The organism is Phenylobacterium aquaticum, from assembly GCF_022695515.1.
Classification (GTDB): domain Bacteria; phylum Pseudomonadota; class Alphaproteobacteria; order Caulobacterales; family Caulobacteraceae; genus Phenylobacterium; species Phenylobacterium aquaticum.
Map to the genome: position 1 here is coordinate 1 of NZ_JALDPT010000067.1, position 13,994 is coordinate 13,994.

The window sequence follows — 13,994 nt, forward strand, 5'->3', positions numbered from 1 at the left end:
CCCGCCTCGCCGCCGGCCGCGCGCCGGTCCCGCCCCGTCCGCTCTATCTGCGCGCGCCCGACGCCCGCCTGCCCGGCGGCAGGGAGCTTGCCCCATGACCCTGCGCGCCGTTGGCCGGGACGAGGCCGAGACCCTGGCCGCCGTTCACTGGCAGGCCTTCAGCCCGGGCTGGAGCGCCGCCGAGCTCTCCGAATTGCTGGAGGGACCGGGGACCTACGCCCTGCTCGCCGAGGATGCGGACCCGGTCGGCATGATCCTGTGCCGCGCCGTGGCCGGGGAGGCCGAGATCCTGACCCTGGCGGTGGTCCCCCAGGCGCGACGCCAGGGCCTGGCCAGGGCGCTCACCCTGGCGGCCGCCGGCCTGGCCCGCCAGGCCAAGGCCGAGGAGATGTTCCTGGAGGTCGCGGTCGACAATCTGGCCGCCGTGCGGCTCTATGAATCGATCGGATTTCGCCGCGCGGGTCTGAGGCGCGGATATTATGATCGCGACGACGGCGTACGGGTCGATGCGGCGGTGATGCGTCTCGACCTTAACAGCGTCGCCCTCTAGCCCTATTCTCCAGCGTCTGACTCGGGAGCCCGCGTTTCGTGGATCGCATCGAAAACCTCTGCGTCGAAAAAGGCATGCGCATGACCGAGCAGCGGCGCGTCATCGCCCGTGTGCTGTCCAACGCCCATGACCACCCGACGTCGAGGAGCTCTACCGGCGCGCCCACGCGGTCGACCCGCACATCTCAATCGCCACGGTCTATCGGACCGTGCGGCTGTTCGAAGAGGCCGGCATCATCGCCCGCCACGATTTCCGCGACGGGCGCTCCCGCTATGAGGAGGCCACCGAGGTCCACCACGACCACCTGATCGACATGAAGTCGGGCAAGGTGGTGGAGTTCGTCGACGAGGAGATCGAGGCCCTGCAGGTCGCCATCGCCCGCAAGCTCGGCTACCGGCTGATCGACCACCGGCTGGAGCTCTACGGCACGCCGCTGGAAGACTGACCGCCGGTTCGGCGTCACAGGCCTCCGGCCGACAGGACCGCCCGCGATGTCAGACCCGTCACGCTCCCCGCTCGCCGACCTGCTGGGCTTCACCGGCCGGATGGAAATCGCCGACATCGGCGCGGCCGACATCACTGAGCCCGCGCCCTACAAGGTCCTGCTGGACAAGGGCCTGGGCCGGCTCAACGCCTTCGAGGCCGATCCGCGTCACCATCCCAAGCTTCGGGAGACCTTCGGCGCCGACATCGCCCTGTTCAGCGAGATCGTCGGGGATGGCTCAGACCAGACCCTGCACATGGCCGACCCGGAGTCCGGCATGACCTCGCTGCTCAAGCCGTCGGCCAGGAGCCTCGCCTTCTTCAACGGCTTCAGCCATTTCGGAAAGATCTTCGGAACCGAGCCGGTGACGACCACCCGGCTGGACGATGTCGCCGGCCTGCCGGACATCGACTACCTGAAGATGGATATCCAGGGCGCCGAGATGCAGGTGCTGGCCGGCGGAACCGACCGGCTCGCCCGCTGCGGCGTGATCCAGCTCGAGGTCTCGTTCGTGCCCCTGTACGAGAACCAGCCCACCTTCGCCGACATCGACGGCTGGATGCGGGCCCAGGGCTATCTCCCGCATTGCTTCACCCAGGTGAAGCGGTGGTCGATCGACCCGATCCGGCGCAATAACAATGTCCGCATGCCGTTCAACCAGCTGCTCGAAGCCGACATCGTCTATGTGAAGGACCCGGTCTTCCTGGAGCGATGGGATCCGGAGCTGTTGCGCCGGATCGCCCTGATCGCCCACCACTGCTACCGCAGCCCCGACCTGACCGGTCATCTGATCCGTCATCTCGAGGACCAGGGCGACCTGCGCAAAGGCGCGCTCGACGCCTATGTGGCCCTGGCGAACCAGCCCTAGACGCGCGCCTGCCCGCCCCGCCGCTTGCGCGCGCCGTCCCTCGACCCCATAACCCCAGCCATGACCGAGACCGCGCCCCGCAAGCGCCTCTACATCAAGACCTACGGCTGTCAGATGAATGTCTATGACAGCGAGCGGATGGCCGACGTCCTGGCGCCGCTGGGCTATGACGTGACCGACACCCCGGAAGGGGCCGACCTGGTCGTGCTCAACACCTGCCACATTCGCGAGAAGGCCACCGAGAAGGTCTATTCCGAGCTCGGCAAGATCCGCGAGCTGCGCGACGCCAAGGCCGAGGCCGGCGACGGGGTGATGACCATCGCCGTGGCCGGCTGCGTGGCCCAGGCCGAGGGGGCCGAGATCATGCGCCGCCAGCCCGCCGTCGACCTGGTGGTCGGCCCCCAGGCCTATCACCAGCTGCCCGAGCTGATCGCCCGCGCCCACCGGGCCAAGGGCGAGCGCCTGGCCGCCGATTTCGCCGCCCATGACAAGTTCGACGCCCTGCCGGCGGCGCGCAATCCGGGCGGGGTGACGGCCTTCCTCACGGTGCAGGAGGGCTGCGACAAGTTCTGCACCTTCTGCGTGGTGCCCTATACCCGCGGCGCCGAGTGGTCGCGGCCGGTCGACCAGATCCTGGCCGAGGCCCGCGGCCTGGCCGATCAGGGCGTGCGCGAGGTCACCCTGCTGGGCCAGAACGTCAACGCCTATTCCGGCGAGGGCGGGCTCGCCGGCCTGGTGCGCCGGCTGGCCGAGATCCCCGGCCTGGACCGCATCCGCTACACCACAAGCCATCCGCGCGACATGGATGAGGCGCTGATCGCCGCCCATGCCGAGCTGCCGGAGCTGATGCCCTATCTGCACCTGCCAGTGCAGTCGGGCTCCGACAAGATCCTCAAGGCCATGAACCGCGCCCATACGGCCGACAGCTATCTGAAGCTGATCGAGACCATCCGCGCCGCCCGGCCCGACATCGCCCTGTCCGGCGATTTCATCGTGGGCTTCCCCGGCGAGCGGGACGCCGACTTCGAGGCGACCCTGCAGCTGGTCCGCGAGGTCGGCTACGCCAGCGCCTTTTCGTTCAAATATTCGCGCCGTCCCGGCACGCCGGCCGCGGCCATGCCCGGCCAGGTGGCCGAGGCGGTCAAGGACGAGCGCCTCGCCCGGCTGAACGCCCTGCTCGACGAACAGCAGGTCGCCTTCAACCAGAGCCAGGTCGGCCGCGTCCTGCCTGTGCTGTTCGAAAAGCCCGGCCGTCACCCCGGCCAGCTGTCCGGCCGCAGCCCCTATCTGCAGGCGGTTCATGCGACGGGCCCGGATCATCTGATCGGCCAGATCGTTCCGGTCCGTATCGAAAGCGCCGCCAAGATGAGCCTGGCCGGCGCGCTGGAGCTGGAATCCGCTTGAGCCGCAGTCCTGAATTTCTCCCCCTCTCCGACCAGATCGCCCGCGCGGTGACCGGGGCCTCCAGCCGCTATGCGGCCCTGATGGAGGACGCCTTCGACGTGCTGATCGAGACACCGGGCGGCGGGGTGACCCTGACCGGCGACGCCAAGGCGCGCGGCAGCGCCAAGCGGGTGATCGAGACCCTGGCCGAGCGGGTCGACAAGGGCCTGGAGGTGACCGAGGCCGATGTGCGGGTCGCCATCGGCCAGGTTCGGGTCGGCCGCGGCTCCGCGCCCGGCGGCCTGCCGTCCGGCCGTCGCGGCCAGGTGGCGCCCAAGACCGCGGCCCAGGCCCGCTATCTTGATGCGCTCTCCAAGTGCGAACTGGTGTTCGGCTTAGGTCCGGCCGGCACGGGCAAGACCTTCCTGGCCGTGGCCCATGGGGCGGGCCTGTTGCTGCGCGGCGAGGTCGAGCGGCTGATCGTTTCGCGCCCGGCCGTCGAGGCGGGCGAACGGCTCGGCTTCCTGCCCGGCGACCTGTCGGAAAAGGTCGATCCCTACATGGCCCCGGTCTGGGAGGCGCTCACCGACATCCTGGGCGTCGAGCAGTTCCGCCGCCGCCGGGAGAAGGGCGAGATCGAGCTCGCCCCCATCGCCTTCATGCGCGGCCGCACCCTCAGCCACGCCTATGTCATTGTCGACGAGGCCCAGAACTGCTCGCGCCTGCAGATGAAGATGGTCCTGACCCGGCTGGGGGAGGGCGCCCGCATGGTGGTGACCGGCGACCCGAGCCAGATCGACCTGCCGCGGGCCGAGGATTCGGGCCTTGCCCATGCCGTGGGGCTGCTGGAGGGGGTGAAGGGCGTGGGCGTCAACCGCTTCGCCGCCGAGGACGTGGTCCGCCATCCCCTGGTCGAGCGGATCGTGCGCGCCTACGAGGCCGACAGCGCCAAGTCGCACCGCAAGCCTGAGCGCGCCCGGGCGGAGAAGCCCAAGGCCGACGCGCCGGAAACGGACGCGTCTTGATCGACATCGAGATCGAGGACGACCGCTGGACGGCCGCCCTGCCGGAGGCTCAGGCCCTGGTCGAAGCAGCGGCCCGCGCCGCCCTGGCCGGCACCCAGCGGACCGGCGGGATCGTCGTCCTGCTGACCGACGACGCGGCCCAGCACGCCCTGAACCTGCAGTTCCGCGGCAAGGACAGCTCGACCAATGTGCTGTCCTTTCCGGCGCCGGAGAATCCTGAGGATCACCTGGGCGATATCTCGCTCGCCTATGAGGTCTGCGCGGCCGAGGCGCGGGACCAGGCCAAGCCCTTCGCCCATCATCTGCAACACCTCGTGGCGCACGGGGTGCTGCATCTTGTAGGATACGACCACGAGACCGATGCCGAAGCCCTCGAGATGGAGGGCCTGGAGCGGGAGGTGTTGGCCGGGCTGGGGGTTCCCGATCCCTATGCGGCCGAGCGGGGAGACGATGGCGAGTTCCGATGAGCCGAATCCAGGCGCGCGACCCAGCCGGGGCCTGCGCGCCTTTCTGAGGCGGCTGAGATCCAGGTCCGGGCCGGACGCGCCGCTGCCGGTCGCCGCGCCGGGCGGCCAGCTGGTCGACCAGGCCCAGGCCTTCCAGACCCTCAGGGTCGACGACGTCATGACGCCGCGGGCGGACATCGTCGCCGTCGAGCTGTCGACCCCGTTCTCCGAACTGGTGGAGCGCCTGCTCGAGGCCGAGCATTCGCGGATGCCGATCTATCGCGAGACCCTCGACGATCCGGTGGGCGTGGTCCACGTGAAGGACGTCTTCAAGCTGATGGCGACCCCGGCCAAGGGCAAGGCCAAGCCGCTCGCCCCGACCGACACCGTCCTGCAGAAGCTGCGTCGCGACGCCCTCTATGTGCCGGCCTCGATGCGCGCCGCCGACCTCCTGCTGCGCATGCAGGGCTCGCGGATCCACATGGCCCTGGTGATCGACGAATTCGGCGGCACCGACGGCCTGGTGACCCTGGAAGACCTGGTCGAGGCGGTGGTCGGCGAGATCGACGACGAACATGACGAGGCCCAGGCCGCCGGCATCATCGCCCGCCCCGGCGGGGTCTATGAGGTCGAAGGCCGCACCCCGCTCGAGGAGCTGGAGGCCGCCGTCGGCGCGGCGCTCGCCGCCGCCGATCTGGAGGAAGAGATCGACACGGTCGCCGGCCTGGTGATCGCCATCGCCGGGCGGGTGCCGCAGCGGGGCGAGGTGATCACCCATCCCGACGGCTTCGAGTTCCAGGTGATCGACGCCGACCCGCGGCGGGTGAAGCGCGTGCGCCTGCGCCCCACCGTGGTCGCGCCGCCGCCCGAGACGGCCGCTTGAGGCCCATCGCCGTCCCGCCCGCCTGGCGTCCGCGTCTGGCGGCCCTGGCGGCGGGGCTCGCCGCCGGCCTCGCCCATCCGCCCTTCGGCCTGTTGCCCGGCCTGCTCGGCTACGCCCTGCTGCTGAAGTTGCTGGAGACCGAGGGGCCCAAGCCGCTGCGCTCGGCCTTCCTGCGCGGCTGGCTGGCCGGGGTGGGCTATTTCTCGGTCGGGGTCTGGTGGATCACCGAGCCCTTCATGGTCGACGCCCGCGAGCAGGGCTGGATGGCGCCCTTCGCCCTATTGCTGATGGGCGGGGGCCTCGCCCTGTTCTGGGGGCTGGCCGCCCTGATCCAGCGGGCCCTGGCGCCCCGCGGCTGGCGTCGCGGCCTGGTCTTCGCCGGCGCCCTGACCCTGGCGGAATATCTGCGCGGCCACATCCTGACCGGCTTCCCCTGGGACCTGCCCGGCGAGACCTGGGCGGCCGGATCGGCGCCCTCCCAGGCGGCGGCCCTGGTCGGCGCCTATGGCCTGACCTGGATCACCGTGGCGATCGCCGCCAGCTTCGTCCTGCTGTTCGACCCGGTCGCGCCGCGCGCCCGGCTGGTCCGGGGCGGGGCGATCCTCGCCGCCCTGGCCCTGCTCTATGGCGGGGGCGCCTGGCGGCTGGTCCACGCCGTCCCGGTCTCGCCGACCGCGCCCCTGATCCGTCTGGTCCAGGCCGACATCGACCAGAAGGAGAAGTGGAAGCCGGAGAACCTGGACCTCGTCTTCACCACCTATATGCAGCTGACCACCCAGGCCGCGCCCGCGCGGCCCGACATCGTGGTCTGGCCGGAGGGCGCCCTGCCGGCGGTGATCGACGACCTGCTCAGTCCCGGCAGTCCCTATCTATGGCGGCTGACCGCGGGGCTCACACCCGGCCAGACCCTGATGATGGGCGCCAACCGCTATGACATCGGCCCCGCCGGCGAGACCCGCTACTACAACAGCCTGGTCGCCCTGCGCCGGTCGGCGGAGGGGCTGACGCCCACGGCGGTCTACGACAAGTACCGCCTGGTGCCGTTCGGCGAGTTCATGCCGCTGGGCAAGCTGGCCGCCCGGGTCGGCTTCCGCAGTCTGGTGCACATGCCCGACGATTTCACGCCGGGGTCAAAACCGCGCCCGGTCCGTCCCCAGGGCGTGCCGCCCGTCCAGCCGCTGATCTGCTACGAGGCCCTGTTCCCCCACTTCACCGCCGAGGCCGCGGCCCGGGGCGGCTTCCGGCCGGCCTGGATCCTCAATGTCTCCAATGACGCCTGGTTCGGCGGCGGCAGCGGACCGCAGCAGCACCTGAACATCGCCGGCTATCGCGCCATCGAGGAGGGCCTGCCGATCGCGCGGGCCACGCCCACCGGCGTGACGACGATGATCGACGCCTATGGCCGCCATCAGGCCGCTCACACCCTAGCATTGGGACGAATCGGGGTGGTCGACGCAAGGTTGCCACCAGGGCTGGCGCCGACCCCCTATTCGCGTCACGGTGAAATATTCGCCGCCATGATGCTGCTTTTTTCTGCCGTCATGGCGGGCAGACGACGCGATCGGCAGCCCTGAGGAACTGACGAGAACGTCAATATTTTGACGGCTCGGCGCCGGTTCGGATAAGGGGATTGTCCATGGCCAAGGAAATCGACGTCGATCGCACACCCAACCCCGTGGACCTGCATGTCGGCCTGCGCATCCGACTGCGACGCAAGGAGTTGGGCGTCAGCCAGGAAAAGCTCGCCGATTCCATCGGCTTGACCTTCCAGCAGGTGCAGAAATACGAGCGCGCGGCCAACCGCGTCTCGGCCTCCAAGCTCTGGGAGATGGCCCGGGCGCTGCGCACCTCGATCTCCTATTTCTTCGACGGCCTGGGCGACGCGGCGCGCAACACCCCCGGCGAGCCGGAAGGCCCGCCCCCCGCCCACGCCTTCCTGCTCACGCCCGAGGGCATGGAGCTGGCCGCCGCCTTCCCCAAGATCCGCCGCGCCCGGGTGCGCCGGCGCATTCTCGATCTGGTTCGCGCCATGACCGAGGAGGACGAGGACGAGCCCAAGGCCGAGTGATCGGCCCCGGCCTGCGCGGCATGTCATCGCGCTTGCGGGATATAAAGATTTCTTTATAGGCTTTCGAGGACGTTCCAGACGCACCGCGGATGCGGTCGTCGCGCATGTTTCGGAGCCCCCTCGTGAGCCGTTCCTCCTATATCTTCACCAGTGAAAGCGTCTCCGAGGGTCACCCCGACAAGGTGGCGGATCGGATCAGCGACACGGTGGTCGACGCCTTCCTGGCGGCCGAACCCGAGGCCCGCGTGGCCTGCGAAACCCTGGTGACGACCAACCGCATCGTGCTGGCCGGCGAAGTCCGCGCCGCCAAGCCGGGCGCCTCCAAGGACGAGAACAAGAAGCTCACCAAGGAGATCGTCGGCTCGCTGGAGCCCAAGGTCCGCGCCGCCATCAAGGACATCGGCTACGAGCAGAAGGGCTTCCACTGGGCCAAGGCCAAGTACGCCTGCTATCTGCACGCCCAGTCGGCCCATATCGCGCAAGGCGTGGACGGGTCGAACAAGAAGGACGAAGGCGCCGGCGACCAGGGCATCATGTTCGGCTACGCCTGCGACGAGACGCCGGAACTCATGCCGGCGACCCTGCAATATTCGCACAACATCCTGAAGAAGCTGGCCGAGGTCCGCCATTCGGGCGAGTGCTCGGCGCTCGAGCCCGACGCCAAGAGCCAAGTGACCCTGCTCTATCAGGACGGCCGCCCGGTCGAGGTCCTGCAGATCGTGGTCTCGACCCAGCACAAGAAGCGCATCGGCCTGCACTCGGCGACGCCGAAGAAGGTCAAGGAGCTGATCCAGCCCTATGTCGAGAGCGTCTTCCCCTCGGGCCTGATCACCAAGAAGACCAAGTGGCACGTCAATCCGACCGGCCGCTTCGAGATCGGCGGGCCGGACGGCGATGCGGGCCTGACCGGCCGCAAGATCATCGTCGACACCTATGGCGGCGCGGCGCCCCATGGCGGCGGCGCCTTCTCCGGCAAGGACCCGACCAAGGTCGACCGCTCGGCGGCCTATGCCTGCCGCTACCTGGCCAAGAACGTCGTGGCCGCCGGCCTGGCGCGCAAGTGCACCATCCAGATCAGCTACGCCATCGGCGTGGCCAACCCCTTGAGCTTCTATGTCGACCTGCACGGCACGGGCGAGGTCGATCCCGCCAAGCTGGAAGCCATCCTGCCCCAGCTGATCGGCGGCGCGACGCCGCGGGCCATCCGCGAGCACCTCGGCCTCAACCGCCCGATCTATGCGCGGACCTCGGCCTATGGCCACTTCGGCCGCACGCCCGACGCCGAGGGCGGCTTCTCCTGGGAAAAGACCGATCTGGTCGCCGAGCTGAAGGCCCTGGTCTAGAGCCGTCGGGACGATTAGAGGGGCGCGGATGGACCACCATCCGCCCCTCCGCTCCTTCGGCCGCATCAAGTCGCGGACCATCAAGCCGCGCCAGGCCGCCCTCATGGACAGCCTGCTGCCGCGGATTCGCGCGCCCCAGACCCCCTTCGATCCCCAGGCCCTGGCGCCGGAGGCGGCCGAGGTCTGGCTGGAGATCGGTTTCGGCGGCGGCGAGCACATGGCCGCCCAGGCCGACCGGGCCCGCGAGGTCCTGATCCTGGGCGCCGAGCCGTTCCAGAACGGGGTGGCGAGCGCGCTCCGCCATATCGACGAGCGGGGCCTGACCAATGTGCGGCTGCAGGACGGCGACGTTCGCGACCTGATCGCCAACCTGCCGGACGCCTGCCTGACCCGGATCTTCATCCTGTTCCCGGACCCCTGGCCCAAGGCGCGCCACAACAAGCGCCGGCTGGTCAACGCCGAGCTGCTGGTGGAATTGGCGCGGGTGCTGAAACCGGGCGGACGCCTGCGGTTCGCCACCGACTGGGCCGATTACGCGGACTGGACGTTGGAGCGGGTGCTGCGAAACCCGGCCTTCCGGTGGCCGGCGACCCAGGCGTCGGACTGGCGGGTTCCGCCGGCCGACCACATCACCACCCGCTACGAGGAAAAGCGCCTGGGCGACTGCGCCCCGGTGTTCCTGGATTTCGTCAGGGTGTGAAAATCCTCCCCCGTCATGACGGGGGAGGATGAATTCAGCCCTTGGCCGCGACGGCGGCGTTGTGCCGCTCAATGCCTTCGCGGATCAGGACGCCGGTCTCTTCCGGGTCGGCCCAGCGGACGATCTCGACCGACTTGCCCTTTTCCAGGTCCTTATAGTGCTGGAAGAAGTGCGCGATCTGCTCGGTGAGGATCGACGGCAGGCCGCGCCAGCTGTCCACGCCCGCATAGAAGGGGTGCAGCTTGTCGACCGGCACGGCCAGGATCTTCTCGTCGCCGCCAGCCTCGTCGACCATCATCAGGCAGCCGATCGGGCGCACGCGGATCACCGCGCCGGGGACCACGGGGGTGGGGCCCACCACCAGCACGTCCATCGGGTCGCCGTCGCCCGACAGGGTGTGGGGGATGAAGCCGTAATTGCCGGGATAGAACATCGCCGTGTGCAGGAAGCGGTCGACGAAGATGGCGCCCGACTCCTTGTCGAGCTCATACTTCACCGGCTCGCCGCCGCCGGGGATTTCGATCACGGCGTTGACGTCATAGGGCGGGTTCACGCCGACGGGGATCTTGGACAGGTCCATGGGGAGATGGCCTTTTCACACACAGAGGAAGGAAAGTGGCCGGCTTGTGGACCAAGAACGCCGTCTGGGGAAGGGGGCAGGCGCCCGGACGCCTGCCCGGAAATTGACGCGCCCCGGCGCGCGGACTCTTCAGCCCCGTGACAAACCCCGCGGGCGGGCGTATAAACGCCCCAACATCGTCCGTAGCGCTGGATAGCGCATACGAGCGGCGGGCTCCGGCCCAGCCGCTTTTTTGTTGGCCGGAGGGCCGGGAACTAAATGCGCGGCAAGACCGCTGAAGACCGATCGCTGGTGGAGCTCCTCGACCCTGTCGCGGAAGCGGCCGGCTATGAGATCGTCCGCCTGCGCCTGATGGGCGGCGAACACGCGCGCCGCCTGCAGATCATGGCCGAGACCCCGGACGGGGAGATGAATGTCGAGGACTGCGCCAAGCTGTCCCGCGCCGTCTCCGAGATCCTCGACGCCGCCGATCCGATCAAGGGCGAATACACCCTAGAAGTCTCCTCGCCCGGCGTCGACCGGCCGCTGACCCGGCTGAAGGACTTCGTCTCCTATGAGGGCTTCGAGGCCAAGATCGAGCTCGACCGAGTGGCCGAGGGCCGCAAGCGGTTCCGCGGGACCCTGGTGGGCGTCGAGGACGACAATGTCGCCATCGATCTCGAAGGCGAGGAGGAGACGGCGCTCGTCCCCTTCGCCTGGATCATCGAGGCCAAGCTGGTTCTGAACGACAAGCTGATGAAGCGCGGCGCCGACGAGCGCGCCCAGCGCATCGCGGCCGACCCCCAACAATCTTCCGAGTAAGAGGACTTCTCCCATGAGCCTGACCGGCATTTCCGCCAATCGGCTGGAACTCCTTCAGATCGCCGAGGCCGTCGCCCGCGAAAAGTCGATCGACAAGGAGATCGTCATCGAGGCGATCGAGGAGGCGATCCAGAAGGGCGCCCGCTCGCGCTACGGCGCCGAGCACGACATCCGCGTCCACATCGACACCAAGACCGGCGAGACCACCGTCAAGCGGGTGATCACCGTGGTGCCGGACGACGCGGTCTATGAAAGCGCCGACGGCGAGACCCCGGCGGAGGAGCCGGCCGGCATCCGCCGCCTGTCCGACGCGCTGCGCGACGACAAGGACGCCTTCGTCGGCAAGACCTATGAAGAGATCCTGCCGCCCTTCGAGTTCGGCCGGGTGCAGACCCAGATGGCCCGTCAGGTCGTGACCGGCAAGGTCCGCGAGGCCGAGCGCGAGCGCCAGCACGAGGAATTCAAGGACCGCGTGGGCGAGATCGTCAACGGCACGGTCAAGCGCGTCGAATACGGCAACACCGTCGTCGACCTGGGCCGCGGCGAAGGCATCATGCGCCGCGACCAGTCGATCCCGCGCGAGAACTTCAATATCGGCGACCGGATCCGCTGCTACATCTACGACGTCCGCCGCGAGGCCAAGGGCCCGCAGATCCTGCTCAGCCGCGCCCACGGCGGATTCATGGCCAAGCTGTTCGCCCAGGAAGTGCCGGAAGTCTATGACGGGGTGATCGAGATCCGCGCCGTGGCCCGCGATCCGGGGTCGCGCGCCAAGATGGCCGTGGTCTCCAACGACAGCTCCATCGACCCCGTCGGCGCCTGCGTCGGCATGCGCGGCAGCCGCGTTCAGGCGGTGGTCGCCGAGCTGCAGGGCGAGAAGATCGACATCATCCAGTGGAGCCCGGACGAGGCGACCTTCATCGTCAACGCTCTGGCCCCCGCCGAAGTCTCCAAGGTGGTGATGGATGAGGAAGACGAGCGCGTCGAAGTGGTCGTGCCCGACGAACAGCTGTCGCTGGCCATCGGCCGCCGCGGCCAGAACGTCCGTCTCGCCTCCCAGCTGACCGGCTGGCAGATCGACATCATGACCGAGAGCCAGGAGAGCGAGCGCCGTCAGCGCGAGTTCACCGAGCGCACCGCCCTGTTCCAGGAAGCCCTGGACGTCGACGAGGTCATCGCCCAGCTGCTGGTCACCGAGGGCTTCGCCACGGTGGAAGACGTGGCCTATGTCGAGAACGCCGAAGTCGCCGCCATCGAGGGCTTCGACGAGGACACCGCCGAGGAGATCCAGGCCCGCGCCCGCGACTTCCTGGAAAAGGAAGCCGCCGAGCTGGACGCCAAGCGCCGCGAACTGGGCGTCGAGGACGGCCTCCTGGAGATCGAGGGCGTGACCCTGCCGGTCGCCGTGGCCCTGGGCGAAGGCGACGTGAAGTCCGTCGAGGACCTGGCCGGCCTGATCCCCGACGACCTGCGCGGCTGGTTCGAGACCAAGGACGGCGAGCGCGTGCGCGAGCCCGGCATCCTGGAGGCCTTCTCCCTGGACGCCGCCGACGCCGAGGCCCTGATCATGCGCGCCCGCGTCGCCATGGGCTGGATCGAGGCCCCGCCGACCCCGGTGGAGGAAGAGATCGAGGTCGAGCTGTCGGAAGAAGACCAGCTGTTCGGCGTCCCGGGTTCGCGCCCGGCCGCGGCGGCGCCCGAGGCGGAGGCCGAATAACCCGGCGTGACCGAAGCCCTTCCCCCCACGACCGCGGCAGAGACGCCCCTCGACAGGGGTCCGCACCGGACCCTGGCCGAGGCCTCGCGCGAGCGCCGCGACGTGGTCACCGGCGAGGTCATGGCCGAGGAGCGGTTGATCCGCTTCGTGGCCGGCCCCGACGGGACGGTGGTCCCCGACCTGGCGCGCAAGCTGCCGGGCCGGGGGATCTGGGTGGCGGCCGACCGCGCCTCGGTGGAGACCGCGGCCCGCAAGAACCTGTTCGCCCGCTCGGCCAAGGCCAAGCTCGTCGCGCCCAAGGATCTCGCCGACCAGGTCGACCGGCTGTTGCTGCGCCGGGTGCTGGACGGCCTGGGCCTTGCCAAACGCGCCGGCGATCTTATCTCCGGCTTCGAAAAGGTCTCGACCGCCCTGACCAGCGGCAAGGCCGCCTGGCTGATCGAAGCCAGCGACGGCGCCCCGGACGGCCGCCGCAAGATTTTAGCTGTGGCCCGCAAGTCACCCCGGCAGCCCCGTATGATGGCTGCTTTTTCCGCCGAGGAATTGGGTTTGGCCTTGGGGGGCGAGAATGTGATACACACCGCCTTCCTTGCGGGGCGCGGCGCCGATCGCTGGACTTTCGAAGTCCTGCGGTTATCAGGCTTCCGCCCGCTCCTTCCCGAGAGTTGGCGCGAGGAGCCGTGACATGAGGCGGGCGGAACAACCCTGTTCCGCGCGCCTTCAGGTATTTGACGAGCCCGGGATTCGCCCGGGGTGAAGTAAAGCGAGCGCATGAGCGACGAGAACGACAACGGCCGACCCTCCGCCCCCGGCGGACGTGCGCCCCTGACGCTGAAACCCCGCGCTGTCGGTGGTTCGGTGAGCGCGGGCACCGTGAAGCAAAGCTTCAGCCATGGCCGATCCAAGACGGTGGTCGTCGAGACCAAGCGGGCCCGCCCGCACGCCGCGCCGGGGGGAAACCTCGCCGCGCCGTCGTCTGCTGAGAAGCGCGTCTTCACGCCGCCGCCCGCCTCCGCGCCGCGCCAGGGCCAGCCCGCCGGGGACGGCAATCTGTCCGCCGAGGAACGGCTCGCCCGCCAGCGCGTGCTCGAAGCCGCCCGCGAGGCCCAGGCCCGCCAGGCCGCCGAACAGGCCGCCGCCGCTGAG

The 13,994-nt window shown here is 69.4% G+C and carries 15 protein-coding genes and 1 pseudogene; 15 read left to right on the forward strand and 1 reads right to left on the reverse strand.

Features of this window, described 5'->3' with window-relative positions; translation table 11 throughout:
- The first annotated feature begins 94 nt into the window (after nucleotides 1–94).
- From MQH10_RS25475 to trmB, 11 genes and pseudogenes are all read left to right on the forward strand, one after another.
- Nucleotides 95–550 (forward strand): GNAT family N-acetyltransferase, encoded by a 456-nt coding sequence (locus MQH10_RS25475; protein ID WP_242566774.1) that lies wholly within the window; start codon nucleotides 95–97, stop codon nucleotides 548–550.
- Nucleotides 551–588: 38 nt separating this feature from the next.
- Nucleotides 589–995 (forward strand): annotated as a pseudogene (locus MQH10_RS25480) (Fur family transcriptional regulator).
- Nucleotides 996–1,041: 46 nt separating this feature from the next.
- Entirely contained in the window at nucleotides 1,042–1,902 is an 861-nt protein-coding gene (locus MQH10_RS25485; RefSeq protein ID WP_242566775.1) for an FkbM family methyltransferase, read from the forward strand.
- Nucleotides 1,903–1,962: 60 nt separating this feature from the next.
- Nucleotides 1,963–3,306 (forward strand): tRNA (N6-isopentenyl adenosine(37)-C2)-methylthiotransferase MiaB, encoded by a 1,344-nt coding sequence (gene miaB, locus MQH10_RS25490; RefSeq protein ID WP_242566776.1) that lies wholly within the window; start codon nucleotides 1,963–1,965, stop codon nucleotides 3,304–3,306.
- Entirely contained in the window at nucleotides 3,303–4,310 is a 1,008-nt protein-coding gene (locus MQH10_RS25495; protein WP_242566777.1) for a PhoH family protein, read from the forward strand. The genes miaB and MQH10_RS25495 overlap by 4 nt, the downstream gene beginning before the upstream one ends.
- Complete coding sequence (ybeY, locus tag MQH10_RS25500) at nucleotides 4,307–4,777, forward strand: rRNA maturation RNase YbeY (RefSeq protein WP_242566778.1); 471 nt, start codon at nucleotides 4,307–4,309, stop codon at nucleotides 4,775–4,777. Before MQH10_RS25495 ends, ybeY begins: the two co-directional genes overlap by 4 nt.
- Nucleotides 4,761–5,639 (forward strand): hemolysin family protein, encoded by an 879-nt coding sequence (locus tag MQH10_RS25505; protein ID WP_242566779.1) that lies wholly within the window; start codon nucleotides 4,761–4,763, stop codon nucleotides 5,637–5,639. Before ybeY ends, MQH10_RS25505 begins: the two co-directional genes overlap by 17 nt.
- The gene (lnt, locus tag MQH10_RS25510; RefSeq protein WP_242566780.1) at nucleotides 5,636–7,213 is read left to right on the forward strand and encodes an apolipoprotein N-acyltransferase; all 1,578 of its coding nucleotides are present in this window, start codon (nucleotides 5,636–5,638) and stop codon (nucleotides 7,211–7,213) included. Before MQH10_RS25505 ends, lnt begins: the two co-directional genes overlap by 4 nt.
- 62 nt (nucleotides 7,214–7,275) lie before the next feature.
- Nucleotides 7,276–7,707, forward strand: a complete 432-nt coding sequence (locus tag MQH10_RS25515) for a helix-turn-helix domain-containing protein (RefSeq protein WP_242566781.1) — start codon at nucleotides 7,276–7,278, stop codon at nucleotides 7,705–7,707.
- Between the two features lie 122 nt (nucleotides 7,708–7,829).
- Nucleotides 7,830–9,050, forward strand: a complete 1,221-nt coding sequence (gene metK, locus MQH10_RS25520) for a methionine adenosyltransferase (protein WP_242566782.1) — start codon at nucleotides 7,830–7,832, stop codon at nucleotides 9,048–9,050.
- A 28-nt stretch (nucleotides 9,051–9,078) separates the two neighbouring features.
- Nucleotides 9,079–9,750, forward strand: a complete 672-nt coding sequence (trmB, locus tag MQH10_RS25525; protein ID WP_242566783.1) for a tRNA (guanosine(46)-N7)-methyltransferase TrmB — start codon at nucleotides 9,079–9,081, stop codon at nucleotides 9,748–9,750.
- A 34-nt stretch (nucleotides 9,751–9,784) separates the two neighbouring features.
- On the opposite strand, the gene ppa is transcribed toward trmB, so the two are convergent.
- Nucleotides 9,785–10,330, reverse strand: coding sequence for an inorganic diphosphatase (gene ppa / locus MQH10_RS25530; protein ID WP_242566784.1), 546 nt, complete (start codon nucleotides 10,328–10,330; stop codon nucleotides 9,785–9,787).
- Nucleotides 10,331–10,588: 258 nt separating this feature from the next.
- Here ppa and rimP point away from each other — a divergent pair, with 258 nt between their 5' ends.
- The 4 genes from rimP to MQH10_RS25550 all read left to right on the forward strand — a co-directional run.
- On the forward strand, nucleotides 10,589–11,131 hold the full coding sequence (gene rimP / locus MQH10_RS25535) for a ribosome maturation factor RimP (RefSeq protein ID WP_242566785.1): 543 nt from the start codon (nucleotides 10,589–10,591) through the stop codon (nucleotides 11,129–11,131).
- A 13-nt stretch (nucleotides 11,132–11,144) separates the two neighbouring features.
- Entirely contained in the window at nucleotides 11,145–12,848 is a 1,704-nt protein-coding gene (gene nusA, locus MQH10_RS25540) for a transcription termination factor NusA (RefSeq protein ID WP_242566786.1), read from the forward strand.
- A gap of 6 nt (nucleotides 12,849–12,854) precedes the next feature.
- The gene (locus MQH10_RS25545; RefSeq protein WP_336605239.1) at nucleotides 12,855–13,532 is read left to right on the forward strand and encodes an RNA-binding protein; all 678 of its coding nucleotides are present in this window, start codon (nucleotides 12,855–12,857) and stop codon (nucleotides 13,530–13,532) included.
- Nucleotides 13,533–13,619: 87 nt separating this feature from the next.
- Nucleotides 13,620–13,994 (forward strand): IF-2-associated domain-containing protein (locus MQH10_RS25550; protein ID WP_242566787.1); only part of this gene is annotated, 375 nt, incomplete at its 3' end.